Here is a 20,775-nt window from a genome sequence, read left to right on the forward strand (position 1 = left end):
GGGACGCCGTTCCGTAGGCCCCAGGTCCCGTTCCCTCACCGGCCCCTACTCCCCGCGCAGTACACGCGGGTGGAGCTCACTCCATCCTCGGGCGTACCAGTCCCGACTCGTACGCGAGGACGACGAGCTGCGCCCGGTCCCGCGCGCCCAGCTTGGCCATGGCCCGGTTGACGTGCGTCTTCACCGTCAGCGGGCTGACCTCCAGGCGCTCGGCGATCTCGTCGTTGGAGTGGCCGCCGGCGACCTGGACGAGGACCTCCCGCTCCCGGACGGTGAGCGTGCCGAGCCGCCCCGAACGGGCCGGGTCGGGTCCGTCGCCGTCGTCGCCCCGGGCGAGGAACCGCGCGATCAGCCCCTTGGTGGCGGCCGGGGACAGCAGCGCCTCACCGCCCGCCGCGACCCGGATGGCGTTCAGCAGCTCCACCGGCTCGCTGCCCTTGCCGAGGAAACCGGAGGCGCCGGCGCGCAGCGCCCGGACGACGTAGTCGTCGACCTCGAACGTGGTCAGGATGACCACACGGACCTGGGCGAGGGACGGGTCGGCGCTGATCAGCCGGGTCGCGGCCAGGCCGTCCGTGCCGGGCATCCGGATGTCCATGAGGACGACGTCCGGGACGTGCTCCTTGGCCAGCCGGACCGCCTGCGCGCCGTCGGTGGCCTCCCCCACCACCTCCATGTCGGGCTCGGAGTCGACCAGCACCCGGAACGCGCTGCGCAGCAGTGCCTGGTCATCCGCGAGCAGGACACGGATGGTCATACGGGCTCCCCCTGGGCCGACGTCGTCTTGACCGGCAGGATCGCATGCACGCGGAAGCCGCCGCCGTAGCGGGGTCCGGTGGTCAGGGTGCCGCCGAGGGCGGTGACCCGCTCGCGCATGCCGAGCAGCCCGTGCCCGCCGCCGGCCGCGGGCGCGCCGGGCGTCCCCGAGCCGTCGTCCAGGACGGTGACCTCCACGTGCGGTCCGACCCGTACGACGCTCACCTCGGCCTCGGCGTCGGGGCCGGCGTGCTTCTGCACGTTGGTCAGGGCCTCCTGCACGATCCGGTAGGCGGCCAGGTCGACGGCGGCGGGGAGTTCGGTGCCCTGGTCGGCGCGGGCCACGGCCACCGGCAGGCCCGCGCTGCGGAAGGTGTCGGCCAGCTCCTCCAGCCGGCTCAGGCCCGGGGCGGGTTCGGTGGGGGCCTCCGGGTCGCCGGACTGGCGGAGCAGGCCGACGGTGGCGCGGAGTTCGTTCAGCGCGCTGCGGCTGGCCTCGCGGACGTGCGCGAGGGCCTCCTTGGCCTGGTCGGGCCGCTTGTCCATGACATGGGCGGCGACGCCGGCCTGCACGTTGACCAGGGCGATGTGGTGGGCGACGACGTCGTGCAGGTCGCGGGCGATCCGCAGCCGCTCCTCGGCGACCCGGCGGCGGGCCTCCTCCTCGCGGGTGCGTTCGGCGCGTTCCGCGCGCTCCCGGATGGCCTGGACGACGGCGCGCCGGCTGCGGACCGCGTCACCGGCGGTGGCGCCGATGCCGGTCCAGGCGAGGACGCCCAGGTTCTCCTGGGCGTACCAGGGCAGCGGGCCGGCGAGCATCGCGGCGGCCGTCAGCACGGTCATGGTGAGCAGGCCGAGGCGCCAGGTGGTGGGGCGGTCGGTGGTCGCGGCGACGGTGTAGAGGGCGACGACGGCGGACATCGCGACCGGGGCGCGCGGATCACCGGTGACGCACTCCACGAGGGAGACCGTGCCGGTGACGGCCAGGACCGTCCTGGGCGCGCGGCGGCGGAACACGAGCGCGGCGGCGCCGGCCAGCATGAGGAGGAGGCTGAGGACGCCCGGGGCGTGCAGGTCCCAGGTGACGCCGTGGTCCCGCCGGGGCACGGCGAAGGAACCGGCGACCATGCAGGCCAGGACCCCCAGGGCGAGAACCGCGTCCGCCGCCAGTGGGTGAGCCTTGAGCCTGCATCGGGCGCTGTCGAGAGTGCTCACCTGAGGAACAGTACGGTTCCGGCCGCGGAACGGGCCCCGAAGGGGCGCGTGCGGTATCGCCGCGCGCCCCTCAGCCCGGGATGAGTCCCTCGTCGCCGAGGAGTGCCCGGACCTCCTCCAGCGTCGCGTCCGGCGAGGGCAGGATCAGTTCCGAGGGCTCCAGGGAGTCGTCCGGCAGCGGCGTGCCGAGGCGGTGGACGGCGTCCAGGAGGGCGGTGAGCGTCCGGCGGAAACCCTCGCCGTCACCGCTCTCCATCTCGGCCAGCAGTTCGTCGTCCAGCTGGTTGAGCTCGGCGAGGTGGCTGTCGTCCAGCCTCACCTGGCCCTCCCCCATGATCCGTACGATCACGTCGGCCTCCTCGGCTCGGGCCCCGGCGCCGGGCTACTGCTTGTCGAAGCGCGGGGTGTCCTGCGGCTGCTGCTGGGACTGCCCCTGACCGGCGCCGCCCTCGATGGCCTGCTGCGGGGAGCCCCCGGCCAGCTCGGCCTTCATGCGCTGCAGTTCCAGCTCTACATCCGTACCACCGGAGAGCCGGTCCAGCTCGGCCTGGATGTCGTCCTTGTGCATGCCGGACTGGTCGTCGAGGGCGCCGGAGGCGAGCAGCTCGTCGATGGCACCGGCCCGGGCCTGCATCTGGGCGGTCTTGTCCTCGGCGCGCTGGATGGCGAGGCCGACGTCGCCCATCTCCTCGGAGATGCCGGAGAAGGCCTCGCCGATGCGGGTCTGGGCCTGGGCGGCGGTGTAGGTGGCCTTGATGGTCTCCTTCTTCGTACGGAAGGCGTCCACCTTGGCCTGGAGGCGCTGGGCCGCCAGGGTGAGCTTCTCCTCCTCGCCCTGGAGGGTCGCGTGCTGGGTCTCCAGGTCCGTCACCTGCTGCTGGAGGGCGGCCTTGCGGGACAGCGCCTCGCGGGCCAGGTCCTCACGGCCGAGCGCGAGCGCCTTGCGGCCCTGGTCCTCCAGCTTGGCGGACTGCTGCTGGAGCTGGTTCAGCTGCAGTTCCAGGCGCTTGCGGCTGGTGGCCACGTCGGCCACGCCGCGCCGCACCTTCTGCAGCAGCTCCAGCTGCTTCTGGTAGGAGTAATCGAGGGTTTCGCGCGGGTCCTCGGCCCGGTCAAGGGCCTTGTTCGCCTTCGCGCGGAAGATCATCCCCATACGCTTCATGACACCGCTCATGGGCTTCGCGCGCCCCCTTCTGACGGACTCCAGCTCACAGATCCTGCGACAGGACCCACAGTACGGGCCCTGCTTCCATTACCGCACTGTTCCCGGGGTGATGCGCTCATCCCCGAGGACGACTGCGGGCCGCTCCGCTCCGGCGTGAGGAGTAGGTGATCCACCCTGTACAGACGTCCGGCGTTGCCGGATCGTTCCCCACCGGGCTGGGGTCCATGCCCGTGCAGCCCTTACCCTTGGGTTTTGTGTTCCGTAGCCGTGCCAAGGACGAGAAGGCCCCCGCCGACAAGGCTCAGGTGACCCTCTCCAAGCAGCCCCGTGACCCGCAGGCCCCGAAGGGCAGGCCCACGCCCAAGCGCAGTGAGGCCCAGTCCCAGCGGCGCAGCGTGGCCCACACGCCCACCAACCGCAAGGAGGCCGCGAAGCGTCAGCGCGAGGAGCGGCGCCAGGCACTGGAACGGCAGCGCCAGGCGCTGGCGTCCGGTGACGAGCGCTATCTGCCCGCCCGGGACAAGGGCCCGGTCCGCAAGTTCGCCCGGAACTGGGTGGACTCGCGGTTCAACGTGGCGGAGTTCTTCCTGCCGCTCGCCGTGGTCATCCTGGTGCTGAGCGTGGTGCGGGTGCCCTCGATCCAGCGCCTGGCGCTGCTGCTGTGGCTGATCGTGATCGTACTGATCGTGCTGGACGCGGCGGTCAGCGGTTTCCGGCTGAAGAAGCGGCTCAAGGAGCGCTTCCCGGACGAGAACACGCGCGGCGCGGTCGCCTACGCGCTGATGCGGTCCCTGCAGATGCGCCGGCTCCGGCTGCCGAAGCCGCAGGTGAAGCGCGGAGAACGGCCCTGAGCGCTGAGGCTTTCACCGGGGACGCGGCCGGTGCCCGGCCGAACCGGCTGGGCGGGCTGCGCGACGTCGTCAGCCAGGAGCTGGTCGCGCGGCAGCTCGACGAGCAGATAGCCGGGCGGTTCCCGGTCGGGCGGCGGCTGCGGGTGCTCGACGTGGGCATGGGCCGGGGCGCGCAGGCGCTGCGGCTGGCCCGGCTCGGCCACCAGGTGACCGGGGTGGAGCGCGACCCGACGATGATCGCCGCCGCCCGGGAGGCCGTGGCCCGGGAGCCGGAGGGCATCCGGGAACGGGTCCGGCTGGTGCAGGGCGACGGGCGGGACACGGGTGTGCACTTCCTGCCGGGCAGCTTCGACGTGGTGCTGTGCCACGCCGTCCTGATGTACGTCGAGGAGCCCGATCCGCTGGTGGCGGGCCTGGCCCGGATGCTGGCCCCCGGCGGTCTGCTCTCCCTGCTGGTGCGCAACGGCGACGCGCTGGCCATGCGCCCCGGCCTCGGCGGTGACTGGGCGGGCGCCCTGGCCGCCTTCGACACCACCGCCTACCGCAACCGCCTGGGCGTGTCCGTCCGCGCCGACCGCCTGGCCTCCCTCACGGCCACGCTCGACGGCATCGCCGCCCCGCTGCACGCCTGGTACGGGGTGCGCGTCTTCACGGACACGGCGGCGGACGACGCGGCGGTCCCCCAGGACCTCGACACGCTGCTCGCGGTGGAGGAGCGGGCCGGGCGCACGGACCCGTACCGCGGGGTGGCGGCGCTGCTGCATCTGTGCGGGGGACGCGGCTGAGCCCGTTCGGGGCAACAGCGGGGGCCGGGTGATCACCCCGCGGTGAGACTCGGGGCATGGACGCTTTCCGTACCCGTGCGCGAGCCCTCCGGGCAGCCGTCCGCAGGACCGTGCCGGTGGCCTGCGCGCTCCTCGCCGCCGGCTGCACCTCTCCCCTCGCCCCCACCGCGCAGGACGCCTCGGCCGACGTCCGGGCGGCCGCGCCGAGGGCCGGGACCGACCTGCAGGACCAGTACCAGCGGGTCATCAGGGAGGTCCTGCCGTCGGTCGTGCAGATCCAGGGGAGCCGGGAGCTGGGCTCCGGGGTGGTGTACGACGACAAGGGACACATCGTCACCAACGCGCACGTGGTCGGTTCGGAGAAGACCTTCCGGGTCACCACGGCCAACAACGAGCAGCCGCTGACCGCGAGCCTGGTCTTCTCCTACCCCGAGCAGGACCTCGCCGTGATCCGGCTGGACCAGGGGCAGAACGGGCTGAAGCCGGCGGTGATCGGGAACTCGGAGAAGGTCCAGGTCGGGCAGATCGTGCTGGCCATGGGTTCGCCGCTGGGGCTGTCGTCCAGCGTGACCCAGGGCATCGTCTCGGCGACCGGACGGACCGTCAGCGAGGGCGACACGGGCGGCGGAACGGGCGCGACCATCGCGAACATGGTGCAGACGTCGGCCGCGATCAACCCCGGCAACAGCGGCGGCGCCCTGGTGAACCTGGACGGGCAGGTGATCGGCATCCCGACGCTCGCGGCGGCCGACCCCAGCCTCGGGGGCAGTACGGCGCCCGGCATCGGGTTCGCGATCCCGGCCTCGATGGTGCGGACGGTCGCCGACCAGATCATCAAGGAGGGCAAGGTCGTCGACTCCGGGCGGGCGGCCCTCGACATCACCGGGCGGACCTTCCTGAACGACCAGTACCAGCCGGTCGGGGTGGCGGTGGTCAGCGTGCGCCCCGGCGGCGCGGCCGACAAGGCGGGCCTGCGCCCCGGGGACATCATCACCGGGGTGGGTGACCAGGCCGTCGTCGACATCACCTCGCTCGCCGAGGCACTCGCGGGGGGCAGGCCGGGCGGGCGGACCCAGGTGACGTACCAGCGCGACGGCGGCGAGCACACGGTCGAGGTGACGCTGGGCGAGCAGTGAGGAGGGCGGGCCCTCCTCACCCCCGGTCGCCGCCCGCCGGACGCGGGTCAGGCGTCGGCGTGCAGGCTCATCGGCCCGTAGATCTCGGCGGTCTCCTCGAACAGCCGCGCCTGGTCGGCCCCGCCCTCCAGCAGCGCCTTCCAGTGCTCGCCGATCCAGGACTCGGCGTCGCCCTGCGTGGTGAACTCCTCGGGCTGCACCGCCGGCTGGACCTCCGTCCCGTCGGCCTTCTCGAACCGCCACGTCCATGCCGTCATGTGGGCCTCCTTTGATCCGACACCTGCCCGGCAGCCTAGCCGGAAGCGCAAGACCTGCGGGGACAGGCGAAAATCGGTCCGTGGACATCACTCTGCTCGGTACCGGTGCCCCGGCGGGGCTGCCTCGACCCGACTGTTCCTGTGCCGCCTGTGCGACCGCGCTCGGACCGGACGCGCGGGCCGCGACCGCGGTGCTGGTCGACGGCGCGCTGCTGCTCGACCTGACACCGGGCGCGGCCTTCGCGGCGGCGCGCGCCGGGCATTCGCTGGGCGGGGTGCGGCAGGTGCTGCTGTCGCATCCGCACGACGGCCCGGCGGTGGAGGTGCCGGCCGGGCTGCCGCAGCCCGGGCGGGTGCCGGACGGGCGGGAGTTGGCGCTGCTGACGGGGCATCGGGTGCGGGCCGTGGCGATGGACGCGGGCGGCACCGGGTACGCGGTGACCGGGCCGGACGGGCAGCGGCTGCTGTACCTCCCGCCGGGCGGGGCGCCGGCCGGCCTGGCGGAGGCGACGGCGGAGTCGTACGACATGCTCCTCGCGGACGTCGTGGGCCGCCCGGACGCGGTCGCCCGGCTGCGCGCGGTCGGCTCGGTCGGCCCCACGACGGACGTCATCGCCGTCCACCTCGACCACGACGTGCCGCCCGGCGCGGAGTTGCGGCGCCGGCTGGCGGCGGCCGGGGCGCGGGCGGTGCCGGACGGTACGACGCTGGTGGTGGGGGCGTACGAGGAGGTGCCGGACGTGCCGCGCCGGACGCTGGTGCTGGGCGGGGCGCGCTCGGGCAAGTCGGTGGAGGCGGAGCGGCGGCTGGAGACCTTCCCGGACGTGCTGTACGCGGCGACGGGCGGCGCCCGGGGTGGTGACGGCGAGTGGGCGGCACGGGTGGCCGCGCACCGGGAGCGGCGGCCGGGGTCGTGGCGTACGGCGGAGACGACGGACCTGGTGCCGTTGCTGGCCGAGGACGGGCCGCCGCTGCTGATCGACTGCCTGTCGCTGTGGCTGACGGACGTGATGGACTCCGTCGGCGCGTGGGACGACGCGGAGTGGGCGGGCGGCGGCGAGAAGGCACTGCGGGAGCGGGTACGGGAGCTGACGTCCGCGGTCCGGGCCACGCGCCGGACCGTGGTCGCGGTGTCCAACGAGGTCGGCTCCGGCATCGTCCCCGCGACCCCCTCCGGCCGGCGGTACCGGGACGAACTCGGCCGGCTGAACGCGGCGTTCGGGGCGGAGTGCGAGCAGGTGCTGCTGGTGGTGGCGGGACAGGCGCTGGTGCTCCGGGGGTGACGCGCGGCCGGGGCCGGCGGCGAGGCCCTAGCGTTCCTTGCGCGCCACCACCCGGTACGCGTTCGAGAAGCGGCTGCGGCGGAAGAGGGGGGCCAGGGCGTGGTCCAGGGCCGCGGCCACGTCCAGGACGGGTGACGCCGCCAGTTGGAGCACGGGGTGGACGTGGGCCAGACAGAGGGCGACGGCCGCCGCGAGGTCGCACGGGACGTGGGGGGTCCTGCGGTCGGTGACGAGGATCGCGCAGCCCAGGGACTCCAGTTCCGCGCGGAGGTTGGCCAGGGGCACCAGGTGCAGGTGGCGCGGCTGGCCGTGGGGCAGCCACCGTTTGCCGAGCAGTGTGGCGAACAGGCAGCGAGGGTCCGCGACTTCGACGACCAGGTGGCCGCCGGGCCGCAGCACGGTCAGCGCGGCGCGGAGCTCGGCGCGCGGATCGGGCGCCTGCTCCAGGTGGCGGAACATGGTGACGACGTCGTAGCGGGCGCGCAGCCGGGCCGCCGTCCCCGGTGTCGAGAGGTAGCCGCGGTGCGCCTCCTCCACCCGCCCCTCCAGCAGCGCCTGCTCCACCCGGGCCGTCGGGTCCAGCCCGTCGAAGCTGGTGTACGGGAAGAACTCCTTCGCCGCCTCCGGGAACCGGGCGTGGCCGGTGCCGACGTCCAGCCAGCTCTCCGGTTCGCGCAGGTCCGACAGCCGCCAGGCGGTGGCGCGGTGCCGGCGCCGGACCGCCTTGTCGGAGCGGAGGCGGGCGGTGAACTCCTCCAGATGCCTCTCGTAGACGTCCCGGTGGAAGAAGGCCAGTCCCTCCGCGGTGAGCCGGGGGTTCTGGAAGCCGTGGCCGCAGTCCCGGCAGACGTCGAGGGCGAAGGTGCCCGGGCGGTGCCGCAGCGGGTCGGGCGCGCGCACCCGGGTGCGCAGGTCGCGTGAGCCGCACCAGGGGCAGTCCTCGCGGCGCGGCTCCTGGAAGGGGTCGTGGGCGGCGGTGAACTGCGGGGTGAGGGGCGAGGTCGGCATGGGCGGCTCCCTGTGCGACATTCCGCGGCAAACCGGAACGTATGGGATCAGGTACCGAGGTGCAATGACGTCGTGGGGGTGTGGTGCCGACGTGGCGCGGAAGCCTCCGTCCGCTGGCGGTACTGTTCGGCGAATGAGCAGCCTTAATCTGGACGACTTCACCGATCTGATCGAGCGGCCGGACGGGGGCGTACGCCGTGACGCCGAGACCCGGCGAGAGCGCCAGATCGTGCCGCCGGGAGCGCTGGGCCGCCTGGACGAGCTGGGCGAGTGGCTGGCCGCCGCGCGGGGCACCGTGCCGGTGCGGCCGGTCGAACGGCCGCGGGTGGTGCTCTTCGCCGGCGACCACGGCGTCGCCGGGCTGGGCGTCTCGGCCCGGCCCGCGGGCGGGGCGGAGCAGCTGGTGCGGGCGGTGCTGGAGGGGGCCAGCCCGGTGTCCGTGCTCGCGCGCCGGCTGGAGGTTCCGGTACGGGTCGTGGACATGGGCCTGGACTGCGAGCCGGACGCCCTGCCGAAGGACGTGACGCGGCACCGGGTACGGCGGGGCAGCGGCCGGATCGACGTCGAGGACGCGCTCACCCCGGAGGAGGCGGAGGCCGCGCTGCTCGCGGGTGTCGCGGTCGCCGACGAGGAGGCGGACTCGGGCACCGATCTGGTGGTGCTGGGCGACATCAGCGTGGGCGGGACCACCCCGGCGGCGGTGCTGATCGCCGCGCTGTGCGGGACGGACGCCTCCGTGGTGACCGGGCGGGGCGGGGTCGCGATCGACGACCTGGCCTGGATGCGCAAGTGCGCGGCGATCCGGGACGCCCTGCGGCGGGCCCGGCCGGTGCTCGGGGACCAGCTGCAGCTGCTGGCGGCGGTGGGCGGGGCGGACCTCGCGGCGATGACCGGATTCCTGCTGCAGTGCGCGGTGCGGAAGCTGCCGGTGATCCTCGACGGGGTGGTGGCCGCCGCGTGCGCGCTGGTCGCCCAGCGGGTCGCCTTCCGGGCACCGGACTGGTGGCTGGCCGGGCACGACAGCGGGGAGCCGGGGCAGGCCAAGGCCCTGGACCGGATGGCCCTGGAGCCGCTGCTCGAGCAGGGCGTGAAGGTCGGCGAGGGCGTGGGCGCGCTGCTGGCACTGCCGCTGGTCAGGGCCGCGGCAGCCCTGGCCGCGGAGCTTCCGGAGAAGCCGGGGGACGAGACGGAGCCGGAGGACGGGACTGAGCCGGGGGACGAGACGGAGCCGGGGGACGGGGCGGAGCCCGGGACGTTGCCGGGGGACGGAACGGAAGGGCAGACGGAGGCGTAGGCGGCGCAGGGGGCGGTCGCGGCCGCTTCGGCACGGCAGGCTTGCGCCGAGCCGGATCCGGCCGAGCCGGCTGAGCACCGGGCCGGCCGAGTGCCGGCCCGGCCGAGTGCCGTCGCGGCTGGGCGCCGTCGCACGGCGTAGCGTCGGCGGGGCGCCGGCCGGGCGGGGTGCCCGCCGGGCGGGGTGCCGGCCGGGCGGGGTGCCGGCCGGGCTGAACGCCGTCACGGCTGAGCGCCGGCATCGCTGAGCGCCGGCATCGCTGAGCGCCGGCCCGGCTGCACGCCGTCTCGGCGAAGCGCCGGACCGACCGAACACCGGCCGGCGCTGAACGCCGACACGACCGAGCGACGTCACCGCTGAGCTTCGTCCCCACGAGGCGCCGTCACCGCTGGACGCCGGCCCGGCCGAGCACCGGCTCGACTGCGCTCCGGCCCCCGCCCAGCACCGGCCCGCCTGAACGCCGGCCCCCGCCCAGCCCCGGCCCGTCCGAACGCCCTCGCCGCCGAGGAGCAGATCCGGTTCCGTCACGCGGACCAGGGATCCGGGGTCGGAATGGCGTGGTTCACCTGACCCGCGCCCATATGATCCTGCTCCATGGGAGATGCCCGAATTGCCGGGGAGCGGTGCGACGAGGCGGCGCGGACGGGTGAGGGGGTGCGGCGGTCCACCGGGGTGTCCCGGAGGGCCGCCGCGTGCGCCGTCTGGTACCTGCGGACCGTCGCCTTCATCAACTTCCTCAGCGCGGTCTGGGTCTCGCTCGGCCAGGACGTGCGCCGGCACAACCAGGACGACTTCTTCACCCCGTACCTGCTGACGGCCGGCTTCGCCTCCGGGGTGTTCACCGCCTTCCTGGCCATCACCATGCGGCGCCGCAAGCGTGCCGCGTGGATCCTCAACCTGGTGGTGAGCGGGCTCTTCCTGGCGCTGCTCGCCTTCGCCATGGCCTTCCCGGAGATCCGGCGGCACCCGCAGAACTGGGTCTCCCTGGCGCTGACCGCCGCCTTCGTGGGCGCGCTGCTCGCCGGACGGCGCGAGTTCTACGCCAAGGGCGACCGGTCCAACCCCCGGCTCGCGGCCCTCGTGGCCGTCGGCGGCGGGCTCGCGGCGAGCCTGCTGGCCGGGCTGCTGGTGACGGTCACCAACCAGGCGCCGGACGCGGCCCGTTCGACCTTCCCGGAGCGCTGGCACTACGGCACCCTGCGGCTGGTGTCGGTGGCGGCCGAGGAGTCCCACTTCCCGGGGATCGACCCGCCGAACTGGGCCAACGTGGCGGTCAACGTGCTCAGTACGGCCCTCGTCCTCGCCGTCCTCTACGCCGCCTTCCGGTCCCGGCGGGCCGTGGACCCGCTCAGCCGGGACGACGAGGAGCGGCTGCGCGAACTGCTGGAGCGGCACGGCGACCGGGACTCGCTCGGCTACTTCGCGCTGCGCCGGGAGAAGAGCGTCGTGTGGTCGCCGACCGGGAAGGCGGCCGTCGCCTACCGGGTGGTGGGCGGGGTGAGCCTGGCGTCCGGGGACCCGATCGGGGACCCGGAGGCGTGGCCGGGGGCGATCGAGCCGTGGCTCGCGCAGGCGCGGGCGCACGGCTGGATCCCGGCGGTGATGGGGGCGGGCGAGGAGGCCGGGACGGTGTACGCCCGGCACGGTCTGGACGCGCTGGAACTCGGGGACGAGGCGATCGTGGAGGTCGCCGAGTTCACTCTGGAGGGCCGGGCCATGCGGACCGTCCGGCAGGCCTACAACCGGGTGCGGCGGGCCGGGTACCGGGTGCGCATCCGGCGGCACGCGGACATCCCGGCGGACGAGATGGCCTTCCTGGTCGAGCGCGCCGACGACTGGCGGGACGGCGCCACCGAGCGCGGTTTCAGCATGGCGCTGGGCCGGCTCGGGGACCCCGGGGACGGCCGGTGCGTGATGCTGGAGTGCACGGACGCCGAGGGGCGGCTGCGCGCGCTGCTCTCCTTCGTGCCGTGGGGGCCGAACGGGCTGTCCCTGGACCTGATGCGGCGCGACCGGACCGCCGACGGTTCCGACGGTTGCGCCAACGGGCTGATGGAGTTCATGGTCATCGAGCTGCTGCGGCGGGCCGACGAGACCGGGATCACGCAGATCTCACTGAACTTCGCGATGTTCCGGTCGGTCTTCGAACGTGGCGCGCGCCTCGGCGCCGGGCCGGTGCTGAGGCTGTGGCGCTCGCTGCTCAGCTTCTTCTCGCGCTGGTGGCAGATCGAGTCGCTGTACCGCGCCAACGCCAAGTACCGGCCCATCTGGGAACCGCGGTTCCTGCTCTTCGAGAAGAGCGCGGACCTGCCGCGCATCGGCCTCGCCGCGGCCCGGGCGGAGGGGTTCCTGGAGGCGCCGGGACTGCCGAAGTGGCTGCACCGCAGGCACCTGGGCACGCACCGATGAGACACGTTCGACGGGGGACGCTCGATGGCCGGAACGCTCGACTGGGGCACGTTCGATGAGGGTGGCGCGATGAGGGCGCTCGCCCGGTGGGCGAGGGCCGAGTGGGGCCCGCTGTGCGCCGCCGTGCGCGAGCCGCTGCGCGGGCGGGGGCCGGCGGCCGTACCGATGAGCCTTGCGGCGGTGGGTCTGACGGCGTTCCTGCAGTACGTGCAGAACCAGCCGTGGGGGTACCGGCTCGTGCAGGACGTGGGTGCCGTGCGGGCCGAGGACCCGCTGTGGCTGGCCCTGCTGCGCACGCCCCTGTCGCTGTTCGTGCCCGCGCTGGACCTGCCGGTGTGGGGGGCGCTGGCGCAGATCCTGCTGGTGTTCGGGATCGCCGAGCTGTGCCTGGGCCGGTGGCGGACGCTGACCATCGCGTACGTCGCCACGCTCGCCGGCACCCTGTACGCGCGGCTGGGCACCACCCTCGGCGCTCACGCCCCGTTCGGGCTGCCGTGGACCGACGGGCAGGTGGTGGACACCGGCCCGTCGGCGGCCGTGGTGGGGCTTGCGGTGTTCGTGAGCTGGCGGTACGGCGCCTACGCGACGGCGGGCGCGGTGACGCTGGCCATGGTCGTGGAGGTGCTGCTGAAGGAGAACCTGGCCGGCAAGGAGCACCTGGCCGCGCTGATGGCGGTGGGGCTGCTGTGCCTGCTGGCGGCGCTGCGGCAGCGCGACCGGAGCCGGCCGGGCCGCGCCCGCCGTCCGTGGCGGCGGGGCGGGAGCGGTCAGCGGTGGCCGGGCAGGCGTGCCGGGCGGGGGTCGGGTCTGCCGCCGATCCAGTCCTGAAGGGCGCGGCGCGGCCGGGTCCAGCGGCGGTCGTGCCGGTAGACGCGCAGGGCGGCCCGGGCGCGGGCGCGGGGACGGCGGCCGTAGAAGCGGCGGGCCCACGGGGAGCCGGGGCGGGCGAGCCGGAGCGCGCCGACGAGGGCCACCAGCGGCACGATCACCCCGAAGAGCGCGGTGCGGGCCTTGCCCTTGCCCAGGGCGACGAGCGACAGGAGGAAGTTCCCGGCGACGGTGGCGATGGCGCCGCCGCGGTCGTGCAGCTCCTCCTGGGAGAGGTCGTTGACGCCGAACGGGGAGAAACCGGCGAGCAGCAGGCCGACGAGGGCGGCGGTGAGCACGACCACTTCGACGCTCTTGCGGCCCTCCTCGGTCCAATACACGTCGTCCAGGTGCAGGACCAGCGCGAACTCGTCCAGGACCAGGCCCGCGCCCGTGCCGAACAGCACGGCGGAGACGGCCGCCCCCGCGCCGTGCCGGTCGCTGGCGACCGCGCCGAAGCCGCCGACGACGGTGAGGACGACCCCGGGGACGACGTGGTGGATGTGCAGCCCGCCCGCTCTGACGTTGCCGAACGGGCCCCTGCCGGCCCGGATCAGCCGGGTGACGACGCGGGTGACGACGAAGGTCAGCACGAAGGCGGTGAGCGCGAGCAGCAGCGGGAGTTTGCCCGGCTCGAGGATGTTCCGCACCCACCAGTGCCCCATGTGCGCACTGTAGCCCCGGCTCCGGCCGGCGGCTCTCCGGCCGCCCGGTACCCTGCGCCGGTGCTCAAGTCTCCTCCCCTCGACGGCCTCCGCTTCGCCTTCGGCACGCTCACCGTGCTGCCCGTACGGGTGCACCGCTGGGACCGGGAGGCCGCGCGCGGGGGCATGCTGTGCGCCCCGCTGGCCGGGCTGGTCGTCGGCGGCGGCGCGGCCGGGCTCGGCCTGCTGCTGCTCCTCCTCGGCGCGGGCCCGCTGCTCGCCGCCGTCGCCTCGGTCGCCGTACCGGCCGCGCTGACCCGGGGGCTGCACCTCGACGGGCTCGCCGACACCGCCGACGGGCTGGGCAGCGGCAAGCCCGCCGAGGACGCCCTGCGGATCATGAAGCAGTCGGACATCGGGCCGTTCGGTGTGCTGACCCTCGTCCTGGTGCTGCTGGCCCAGGTGGCCGTCCTGGCGCAGCTCTACGGCGGCTCCTGGACCCGGGGGGCCGTGGCGGCCGTGGTGTCGGCGGTCACGGCCCGGCTCGCGCTCACCCTGGCCGCCCGCGCCGGGGTGCCGGCCGCCCGTCCGGAGGGGCTGGGGGCGGCGGTGGCCGGGGCGGTGCCGGCGGCTGCAGCCCTGGGGACCGGGGTCGCGGTGGTGGCGGTCGCCGGGGCGGCGGGGGTGCACGCCGCCGTCGCGGCGGGTGCGGGGGCCGGCGGGGCCGAGGTGCTGCTGCGGGTGTGCGTCCGCCGGTTCGGCGGGGTGACCGGGGACGTGTTCGGGGCGGTCGCGGAGACGGCCGCGACCGTGTCGCTGGTGGTGCTGGCCCTCGGCCGGTAGCGCACCGGTTCTCCCGGGGCCCCCGCTTCCCCCGCCGGTGTTCGGCGGAGAATCGGTGGACATCATGCGAGCAGAGGGGGTGGACGCGGACACCGCGCCACACTCGGGTGAACACCCGAAGGAATGAGCGGACGCACCCACGCGCGTAGTCTCGTCCCGGGTGTTCGCCGACAGGGTGAAGGCCCCGGTTGCCACCAGTCCCCAGGCCTGGACCTAGGGTCGGCTCTCGGGCCCGGTCGACCCACCCCTACATCGGCCACAGCAACTTCACATCGGAAGCGAGAATTCACCACCGTGACTGCTCTGACTCTCAGCACCGCCGCGGCGCCCGGCCTGCGGGCCGACGCGATCGTGATCGGTGTCGCCAAGGGCGCCCAGGGGCCCGTCGTCGCGCCCGGCGCCGAGGCCGTGGACAAGGCGTACGACGGCAAGCTGGCCGGCGTCCTGGAGACCCTCGGCGCCTCGGGTGCCGAGGGCGAGCTGACGAAGCTGCCCGCCCCGGCCGGCTTCAAGGCCCCGCTCGTGGTGGCGGTGGGCCTCGGCGAGGAACCCGGCGAGAACGCCGAGGACGGCTACGACGCCGAGGCGCTGCGCAAGGCCGCCGGCGTGGCCGCCCGGGCGCTCACCGGGTCGAGGAAGGCCGCGTTCGCGCTGCCCGTCGACGGCCCCGGTGCCGTCGGCGCGATCAGCGAGGGCATCCTGCTCGGCGCCTACTCCTTCGACGCCTACAAGGGCGGCGCCCAGGACGCCGGCAACGGCAAGGCCAAGAACGGCAAGGCGCCGCTGGCCGAGGCCGCGCTGCTCGGCGGCAAGCCGCGCGACGCCGCGCACAAGGGCGCCCTCGCCCGCGCGGTCGCGGTCTGCGAGGAGCTGAACCGCGCCCGCGACCTGATCAACATGCCGCCGAACGACCTCGACCCCGCGGCCTTCGCCGGGATCACGCAGGCCGCGGCCAAGGAGCACGGCCTGAAGGTGCAGGTGCTCGACGAGAAGGCACTGGCCAAGGGCGGCTACGGCGGCATCCTCGGCGTCGGCGGCGGCTCGGCGGCCACCCCGCGCCTGGTGAAGCTGTCGTACCGGCACCCGAAGGCGGAGAAGCACCTGGCCTTCGTCGGCAAGGGCATCACCTACGACTCGGGCGGCATCTCGCTGAAGCCGGCCGGGCACAACGAGACGATGAAGTGCGACATGAGCGGTGCCGCAGCGGTGTTCGCCGCGGTCGTCGCCGCCGCGCGTCTCGGCCTGGAGGTCAACGTCACCGGCTGGCTGGCGCTGGCCGAGAACATGCCGTCCGGCTCCGCCGTGCGCCCGGGTGACGTGCTGCGCATGTACAGCGGCAAGACGGTCGAGGTGCTCAACACCGACGCCGAGGGCCGGCTGGTGCTCGCCGACGCGCTGTGGGCGGCCTCCCAGGAGAACCCGGACGCGATCGTGGACGTGGCCACGCTGACCGGCGCGATGGTGCTGGCGCTGGGCAGCCGGACCTTCGGCGTCATGGCCAACGACGACGCGTTCCGCTCCGCGGTGCACGAGGCGGCCGAGGAGGTCGGCGAGCCGGCGTGGCCGATGCCGCTGCCGGAGCACCTGCGCAAGGGCATGGACTCGCCGGTGGCCGACATCGCGAACATGGGCGAGCGGTGGGGCGGCGGGCTGGTCGCCGGCCTGTTCCTGCGCGAGTTCGTGGGCGAGGGCATCACCTGGGCCCACCTCGACATCGCCGGCCCGGCGTTCAACGAGGGCGGTCCCTTCGGGTACACGCCGAAGGGCGGCACGGGGTCCGCGGTGCGGACGCTGATCCGTCTCGCCGAGCTGACGGCCGAGGGTGACCTGGGCTGACGGTCGCCCACCGGCTCGGTTCCGACCGCAGTACGGTGACTGTCCGCCGCGCGGGGCCGGTCGCGCCCGCGCGGCGGACACGGCCCCGCCCCCTCCGGGGCGCCCGAACGTGGGACGTCTCACACACCGGCCCGGCGTCTCGGTCCCGTCCGACAAGTGCAAAGATGGAGCACGGCAGGACAGGGCCCCCACCGAAGGGCCGAAGCATCAAGCGGCCGGACACCAGCCGCCCGCCGGTCACAGTCGATCGGCGCAAGGCGCACATGCATGGAGGACGTGACGTGGCGAACGACGCCAGCACCGTTTTCGACCTAGTGATCCTCGGCGGTGGTAGCGGTGGTTACGCCGCGGCCCTGCGCGGGGCGCAGCTGGGCCTGGACGTCGCCCTGATCGAGAAGGACAAGGTCGGCGGCACCTGCCTGCACCGGGGTTGCATCCCCACCAAGGCCCTGCTGCACGCGGGCGAGATCGCCGACCAGGCCCGCGAGAGCGAGCAGTTCGGTGTGAAGGCCACCTTCGAGGGCATCGACGTCCCGGCCGTCCACAAGTACAAGGACGACGTGATCTCGGGCCTGTACAAGGGTCTGCAGGGGCTCATCGCGTCCCGGAAGGTGACGTACATCGAGGGCGAGGGCCGGCTGTCCTCCCCCACCTCCGTGGACGTCAACGGCCGGCGCGTCCAGGGCCGCCACGTCCTGCTGGCGACCGGCTCCGTGCCGAAGTCGCTGCCGGGCCTGGAGATCGACGGCGACCGCATCATCTCCTCCGACCACGCCCTCGTCCTGGACCGCGTGCCGAAGTCCGCGATCATCCTGGGCGGCGGTGTCATCGGTGTCGAGTTCGCCTCGGCGTGGAAGTCCTTCGGTTCCGACGTCACGGTCATCGAGGGCCTGAAGCACCTCGTCCCGGTCGAGGACGAGAACTCCTCGAAGCTGCTCGAGCGCGCGTTCCGCAAGCGCGGCATCAAGTTCAACCTGGGCACCTTCTTCCAGAAGGCCGAGTACACCCAGGACGGCGTGAAGGTCACCCTCGCCGACGGCAAGGAGTTCGAGGCCGAGGTCCTCCTCGTCGCCGTCGGCCGCGGCCCGGTCTCGCAGGGCCTGGGCTACGAGGAGGCCGGGGTCGCCATGGACCGCGGTTACGTCCTCGTCGACGAGTACATGCGCACCAACGTGCCGACCATCTCCGCCGTCGGCGACCTCGTCCCGACGCTCCAGCTCGCGCACGTCGGCTTCGCCGAGGGCATCCTGGTGGCGGAGCGTCTGGCCGGTCTGAAGGTCGTTCCGATCGACTACGACGGTGTCCCGCGGGTGACGTACTGCCACCCGGAGGTCGCCTCCGTCGGCATCACCGAGGCCAAGGCCAAGGAGATCTACGGCGCGGACAAGGTCGTCGCTCTGAAGTACAACCTGGCGGGCAACGGCAAGAGCAAGATCCTCAAGACCGCGGGCGAGATCAAGCTCGTCCAGGTCAAGGACGGTGCCGTGGTCGGCGTCCACATGGTCGGCGACCGCATGGGCGAGCAGGTCGGCGAGGCCCAGCTGATCTACAACTGGGAAGCGCTGCCGGCCGAGGTCGCCCAGCTCATCCACGCCCACCCGACGCAGAACGAGGCGCTCGGCGAGGCCCACCTGGCCCTGGCCGGCAAGCCGCTGCACTCCCACGACTGAGCCTTCGGTCAACGGGCGCGACGACACAGACTTCCGCAATTCGTTAGGAGCAACCGAAACCATGGCGGTTTCCGTAACCCTTCCGGCGCTCGGTGAGAGCGTCACCGAGGGCACTGTCACCCGCTGGCTGAAGGCCGAGGGCGAACGCGTCGAGGCCGACGAGCCGCTGCTCGAGGTCTCGACCGACAAGGTCGACACCGAGATCCCGGCCCCGGCCTCCGGCGTGCTGGCCTCCATCAAGGTCGCCGAGGACGAGACGGTCGAGGTCGGCGCCGAGCTGGCCCTGATCGACGACGGCTCGGGCGCGCCCGCCGCCGCCGAGGCCCCCGCCGCCGAGGCCCCCGCGGCCGAGGCCGCCCCGGCCGCCGAGCCCGCCCCGGCCGCCGAGCCCGAGCCCGCCCCGCAGGCCGCCCCGTCCACCGAGCAGGCCGCCCCCGCCCCCGCCCCGACCGCCGAGGCGGCTTCCGGCGGCGGTTCCGCCGAGGGCACGGACGTGGTCCTGCCCGCGCTCGGCGAGTCCGTCACCGAGGGCACCGTCACCCGCTGGCTGAAGTCGGTCGGCGACAGCGTCGAGGCCGACGAGCCGCTGCTCGAGGTCTCCACGGACAAGGTCGACACCGAGATCCCGGCGCCCACCTCCGGTGTGCTGCTGGAGATCACGGTCGGCGAGGACGAGACCGCCGAGGTCGGCGCCAAGCTCGCCGTCATCGGCGCCCCGGGTGCCGCCCCGGCCGCCGCCCCGGCGCCCGCCCCGGCCCCGGCCGCCGCTGCTCCGGCCCCGGCTCCGGCCCCGGCCCCCGCCGCTCCGGCCCCGGCCCCCGCGCCGGCCCCGGCTCCGGCTCCGGCTCCGGCCGCCGCTCCCGCCCCGGCGCCCGCCGCCGCTGCCCCCGCCGCCCCGGCCCCGGCGCCGGCCCCGGCTCCGGTCACCCCGGCCACCGCGCCGACCTCCCCGACCGCCACCCAGGCGACGGACGAGGGCGCGTACGTGACCCCGCTGGTGCGCAAGCTCGCCGCCGAGAACGGCGTCGACCTGGCCGGCGTCAAGGGCACCGGCGTCGGCGGCCGCATCCGCAAGCAGGACGTCATCGCCGCCGCCGAGGCCGCGAAGGCCGCCGCCGCTCCGGCTCCGGCCGCCGCCGCTCCGGCCGCCGCGAAGAAGGCCCCGGCGCTGGAGGCCTCCCCGCTGCGCGGCCAGACCGTGAAGATGCCGCGGATCCGCAAGGTCATCGGCGACAACATGGTCAAGGCGCTGCACGAGCAGGCCCAGCTGTCGTCGGTCGTCGAGGTCGACGTCACCCGCCTGATGAAGCTGCGCGGCAAGGCGAAGGACTCCTTCGCGGCCCGCGAGGGCGTCAAGCTCTCCCCGATGCCGTTCTTCGTCAAGGCCGCCGCGCAGGCGCTGAAGGCCCACCCGGTCATCAACGCCAGGATCAACGAGGCCGAGGGGACCATCACCTACTTCGACACCGAGAACATCGGTATCGCGGTGGACTCCGAGAAGGGCCTGATGACCCCGGTCATCAAGAACGCCGGCGACCTCAACATCGCGGGCATCGCCAAGGCCACGGCGGAGCTGGCGGGCAAGGTCCGGGCCGGCAAGATCACCCCGGACGAGCTGTCCGGCGCGACCTTCACCATCTCCAACACCGGTTCGCGCGGTGCCCTGTTCGACACGATCATCGTGCCGCCGGGCCAGGTCGCGATCCTCGGCATCGGTGCCACGGTCAAGCGTCCGGCCGTCATCGAGACCGAGGAGGGCACGGTCATCGGCGTCCGCGACATGACCTACCTGACCCTCTCCTACGACCACCGCCTGGTCGACGGCGCCGACGCGGCCCGTTACCTGACGGCGGTCAAGGCGATCCTGGAGGCGGGCGAGTTCGAGGTCGAGCTGGGCCTCTGAGTTCCGTCCCCCACGCACACCCCGTCCGGAGCCTCTCCGGGCGGGGTGTTCGTGTTTGTCGGCACAGGCAGCGTGTAAGCCTCGTCTCACCTGCGCCAAAGCACCCCCACGCGCCCTACCGGCGAAGCGAACCGGCCGTATTGTCTAAACGTCAGCCCTCCCTAAGGAGCCCTCATGACCGCGCCCGTCGTCCACTCGCTGCGCGAGCAGATCCGCGAGCACATCGTGGAGGGAATCGTCAGCGGGCGCTGGCAGCCGGGCGAGCGCATCGTGGAGCGCCGGATCGCCACCGAGCTGGAGGTCAGCCAGACGCCGGTGCGCGAGGCCCTGCGCGAGCTGGAGTCGCTCCGCCTGATCGAGTCGGCCCCCAACAAGGGCGTGCGCGTCCGCAATCTCACCGCCGCCGACCTGGAGGAGAGCTACCCGGTCCGGGCCGGTCTGGAGGCCATCGCGGCCGAGCTGGCGGCGGAGCGTCTCGCGGAGGACTGCTCGGCGCTGGAGCCGCACGTCCTGGCCCTGTACGAGGCCGACCGGGAGGCGGATGGCACGGCCCAGGTGCGGCACACGGTCGGCTTCCACCGGGAGCTGGTCCGCGCCGCGCGCAACTCGGTGCTGCTGCACACGTGGGAAGGGCTCGGGATCGAGGTCTTCACGGCGCTGTCGATCCGCTGGCTGGGCACGGTCCAGCAGTCGTACGCGGAGGAGCACGAGGAGCTGGTGCAGGCGTTCAAGCGCCGGGACCCGCGGATCGCGGAGCTGGTGAAGGCGCACGTGCTGGGCTGCGCGCCGCGCGCCTGAGCCTCCCGGTTCAGCCGAGCGCGGCTGCGCTCATACGCCGCCCCACCTGCGAAAA

Annotated in this window: 19 protein-coding genes; 12 read left to right on the top strand and 7 right to left on the bottom strand. The window is 74.1% G+C overall.

Annotated features, from left to right (window positions below):
- Positions 1 to 76: 76 nt before the first annotated feature.
- The 4 genes from ACZ4VF_RS09850 to ACZ4VF_RS09865 all read right to left on the bottom strand — a co-directional run bounded on the left by ACZ4VF_RS09850 (position 77) and on the right by ACZ4VF_RS09865 (position 3,133).
- Positions 77 to 757, bottom strand: coding sequence for a response regulator (locus ACZ4VF_RS09850; RefSeq protein ID WP_467924495.1), 681 nt, complete (start codon positions 755 to 757; stop codon positions 77 to 79).
- The gene (locus ACZ4VF_RS09855) at positions 754 to 1,971 is read right to left on the bottom strand and encodes a sensor histidine kinase (RefSeq protein ID WP_467924497.1); all 1,218 of its coding nucleotides are present in this window, start codon (positions 1,969 to 1,971) and stop codon (positions 754 to 756) included. The genes ACZ4VF_RS09850 and ACZ4VF_RS09855 overlap by 4 nt, the downstream gene beginning before the upstream one ends.
- Before the next feature lie 70 nt (positions 1,972 to 2,041).
- Positions 2,042 to 2,320 (bottom strand): PspA-associated protein PspAA, encoded by a 279-nt coding sequence (pspAA, locus tag ACZ4VF_RS09860; RefSeq protein WP_467924499.1) that lies wholly within the window; start codon positions 2,318 to 2,320, stop codon positions 2,042 to 2,044.
- A 33-nt stretch (positions 2,321 to 2,353) separates the two neighbouring features.
- Complete coding sequence (locus tag ACZ4VF_RS09865; RefSeq protein ID WP_467924501.1) at positions 2,354 to 3,133, bottom strand: PspA/IM30 family protein; 780 nt, start codon at positions 3,131 to 3,133, stop codon at positions 2,354 to 2,356.
- 227 nt (positions 3,134 to 3,360) lie between these two features.
- Here ACZ4VF_RS09865 and ACZ4VF_RS09870 point away from each other — a divergent pair, with 227 nt between their 5' ends.
- The 3 genes from ACZ4VF_RS09870 to ACZ4VF_RS09880 all read left to right on the top strand — a co-directional run bounded on the left by ACZ4VF_RS09870 (position 3,361) and on the right by ACZ4VF_RS09880 (position 5,908).
- Positions 3,361 to 3,987, top strand: coding sequence for a DUF3043 domain-containing protein (locus tag ACZ4VF_RS09870; protein ID WP_467924503.1), 627 nt, complete (start codon positions 3,361 to 3,363; stop codon positions 3,985 to 3,987).
- A gap of 80 nt (positions 3,988 to 4,067) precedes the next feature.
- Entirely contained in the window at positions 4,068 to 4,772 is a 705-nt protein-coding gene (locus tag ACZ4VF_RS09875) for a class I SAM-dependent methyltransferase (protein WP_467925591.1), read from the top strand.
- A gap of 56 nt (positions 4,773 to 4,828) precedes the next feature.
- Positions 4,829 to 5,908, top strand: coding sequence for a S1C family serine protease (locus ACZ4VF_RS09880; protein ID WP_467924505.1), 1,080 nt, complete (start codon positions 4,829 to 4,831; stop codon positions 5,906 to 5,908).
- Positions 5,909 to 5,955: 47 nt separating this feature from the next.
- Here ACZ4VF_RS09880 and ACZ4VF_RS09885 read toward each other — a convergent pair whose 3' ends face one another.
- Positions 5,956 to 6,165 carry a hypothetical protein gene (locus ACZ4VF_RS09885; RefSeq protein WP_467924507.1) on the bottom strand — a complete coding sequence of 70 codons (210 nt, stop codon included), beginning with the start codon at positions 6,163 to 6,165 and terminating at the stop codon, positions 5,956 to 5,958.
- Positions 6,166 to 6,245: 80 nt separating this feature from the next.
- On the opposite strand from ACZ4VF_RS09885, the gene ACZ4VF_RS09890 reads away from it, so the two are divergent.
- On the top strand, positions 6,246 to 7,448 hold the full coding sequence (locus tag ACZ4VF_RS09890) for a bifunctional adenosylcobinamide kinase/adenosylcobinamide-phosphate guanylyltransferase (RefSeq protein WP_467924509.1): 1,203 nt from the start codon (positions 6,246 to 6,248) through the stop codon (positions 7,446 to 7,448).
- A gap of 27 nt (positions 7,449 to 7,475) precedes the next feature.
- Here ACZ4VF_RS09890 and ACZ4VF_RS09895 read toward each other — a convergent pair whose 3' ends face one another.
- Entirely contained in the window at positions 7,476 to 8,456 is a 981-nt protein-coding gene (locus ACZ4VF_RS09895; RefSeq protein ID WP_467924511.1) for a class I SAM-dependent methyltransferase, read from the bottom strand.
- Between the two features lie 133 nt (positions 8,457 to 8,589).
- Here ACZ4VF_RS09895 and cobT point away from each other — a divergent pair, with 133 nt between their 5' ends.
- From cobT to ACZ4VF_RS09910, 3 genes are all read left to right on the top strand, one after another.
- A complete protein-coding gene (gene cobT / locus ACZ4VF_RS09900; protein WP_467924513.1) occupies positions 8,590 to 9,750 on the top strand; it encodes a nicotinate-nucleotide--dimethylbenzimidazole phosphoribosyltransferase in 1,161 nt (386 codons plus the stop codon).
- A 594-nt stretch (positions 9,751 to 10,344) separates the two neighbouring features.
- Positions 10,345 to 12,159, top strand: coding sequence for a phosphatidylglycerol lysyltransferase domain-containing protein (locus tag ACZ4VF_RS09905; RefSeq protein WP_467924514.1), 1,815 nt, complete (start codon positions 10,345 to 10,347; stop codon positions 12,157 to 12,159).
- A 69-nt stretch (positions 12,160 to 12,228) separates the two neighbouring features.
- The gene (locus ACZ4VF_RS09910) at positions 12,229 to 12,987 is read left to right on the top strand and encodes a hypothetical protein (RefSeq protein ID WP_467925593.1); all 759 of its coding nucleotides are present in this window, start codon (positions 12,229 to 12,231) and stop codon (positions 12,985 to 12,987) included.
- Here ACZ4VF_RS09910 and ACZ4VF_RS09915 read toward each other — a convergent pair.
- Positions 12,927 to 13,691: a hypothetical protein gene (locus tag ACZ4VF_RS09915; protein WP_467924516.1), complete on the bottom strand. Its 765-nt coding sequence runs from the start codon at positions 13,689 to 13,691 to the stop codon at positions 12,927 to 12,929. The genes ACZ4VF_RS09910 and ACZ4VF_RS09915 overlap by 61 nt on opposite strands.
- 60 nt (positions 13,692 to 13,751) lie before the next feature.
- On the opposite strand from ACZ4VF_RS09915, the gene ACZ4VF_RS09920 reads away from it, so the two are divergent.
- From ACZ4VF_RS09920 to ACZ4VF_RS09940, 5 genes are all read left to right on the top strand, one after another.
- Positions 13,752 to 14,513, top strand: coding sequence for an adenosylcobinamide-GDP ribazoletransferase (locus tag ACZ4VF_RS09920; protein WP_467924518.1), 762 nt, complete (start codon positions 13,752 to 13,754; stop codon positions 14,511 to 14,513).
- Positions 14,514 to 14,807: 294 nt separating this feature from the next.
- Positions 14,808 to 16,349, top strand: coding sequence for a leucyl aminopeptidase (locus tag ACZ4VF_RS09925; RefSeq protein ID WP_467924520.1), 1,542 nt, complete (start codon positions 14,808 to 14,810; stop codon positions 16,347 to 16,349).
- 281 nt (positions 16,350 to 16,630) lie between these two features.
- Positions 16,631 to 18,019, top strand: a complete 1,389-nt coding sequence (gene lpdA, locus ACZ4VF_RS09930; protein WP_467924522.1) for a dihydrolipoyl dehydrogenase — start codon at positions 16,631 to 16,633, stop codon at positions 18,017 to 18,019.
- Between the two features lie 61 nt (positions 18,020 to 18,080).
- Positions 18,081 to 19,922 (top strand): 2-oxoglutarate dehydrogenase, E2 component, dihydrolipoamide succinyltransferase, encoded by a 1,842-nt coding sequence (gene sucB, locus ACZ4VF_RS09935; RefSeq protein WP_467924524.1) that lies wholly within the window; start codon positions 18,081 to 18,083, stop codon positions 19,920 to 19,922.
- A 174-nt stretch (positions 19,923 to 20,096) separates the two neighbouring features.
- Complete coding sequence (locus ACZ4VF_RS09940) at positions 20,097 to 20,720, top strand: GntR family transcriptional regulator (protein WP_356160086.1); 624 nt, start codon at positions 20,097 to 20,099, stop codon at positions 20,718 to 20,720.
- The last annotated feature ends 55 nt before the right edge of the window (positions 20,721 to 20,775 follow it).

It is taken from the genome of Streptomyces sp. NPDC029151 (assembly GCF_055564315.1).

Bases quoted from the DNA above. Each gene is read 5' to 3' on its own strand.
- ACZ4VF_RS09850 (WP_467924495.1), bottom strand. From the start codon at position 757: ATGACCATCCGTGTCCTGCTCGCGGATGACCAGGCACTGCTGCGCAGC.
- ACZ4VF_RS09865 (WP_467924501.1), bottom strand. From the start codon at position 3,133: ATGAAGCGTATGGGGATGATCTTCCGCGCGAAGGCGAACAAGGCCCTT.
- ACZ4VF_RS09870 (WP_467924503.1), top strand. From the start codon at position 3,361: ATGCCCGTGCAGCCCTTACCCTTGGGTTTTGTGTTCCGTAGCCGTGCC.
- ACZ4VF_RS09880 (WP_467924505.1), top strand. From the start codon at position 4,829: ATGGACGCTTTCCGTACCCGTGCGCGAGCCCTCCGGGCAGCCGTCCGC.
- ACZ4VF_RS09885 (WP_467924507.1), bottom strand. From the start codon at position 6,165: ATGACGGCATGGACGTGGCGGTTCGAGAAGGCCGACGGGACGGAGGTC.
- ACZ4VF_RS09895 (WP_467924511.1), bottom strand. From the start codon at position 8,456: ATGCCGACCTCGCCCCTCACCCCGCAGTTCACCGCCGCCCACGACCCC.
- cobT (WP_467924513.1), top strand. From the start codon at position 8,590: ATGAGCAGCCTTAATCTGGACGACTTCACCGATCTGATCGAGCGGCCG.
- ACZ4VF_RS09905 (WP_467924514.1), top strand. From the start codon at position 10,345: ATGGGAGATGCCCGAATTGCCGGGGAGCGGTGCGACGAGGCGGCGCGG.
- ACZ4VF_RS09910 (WP_467925593.1), top strand. From the start codon at position 12,229: ATGAGGGCGCTCGCCCGGTGGGCGAGGGCCGAGTGGGGCCCGCTGTGC.
- ACZ4VF_RS09915 (WP_467924516.1), bottom strand. From the start codon at position 13,691: ATGGGGCACTGGTGGGTGCGGAACATCCTCGAGCCGGGCAAACTCCCG.
- sucB (WP_467924524.1), top strand. From the start codon at position 18,081: ATGGCGGTTTCCGTAACCCTTCCGGCGCTCGGTGAGAGCGTCACCGAG.
- ACZ4VF_RS09940 (WP_356160086.1), top strand. From the start codon at position 20,097: ATGACCGCGCCCGTCGTCCACTCGCTGCGCGAGCAGATCCGCGAGCAC.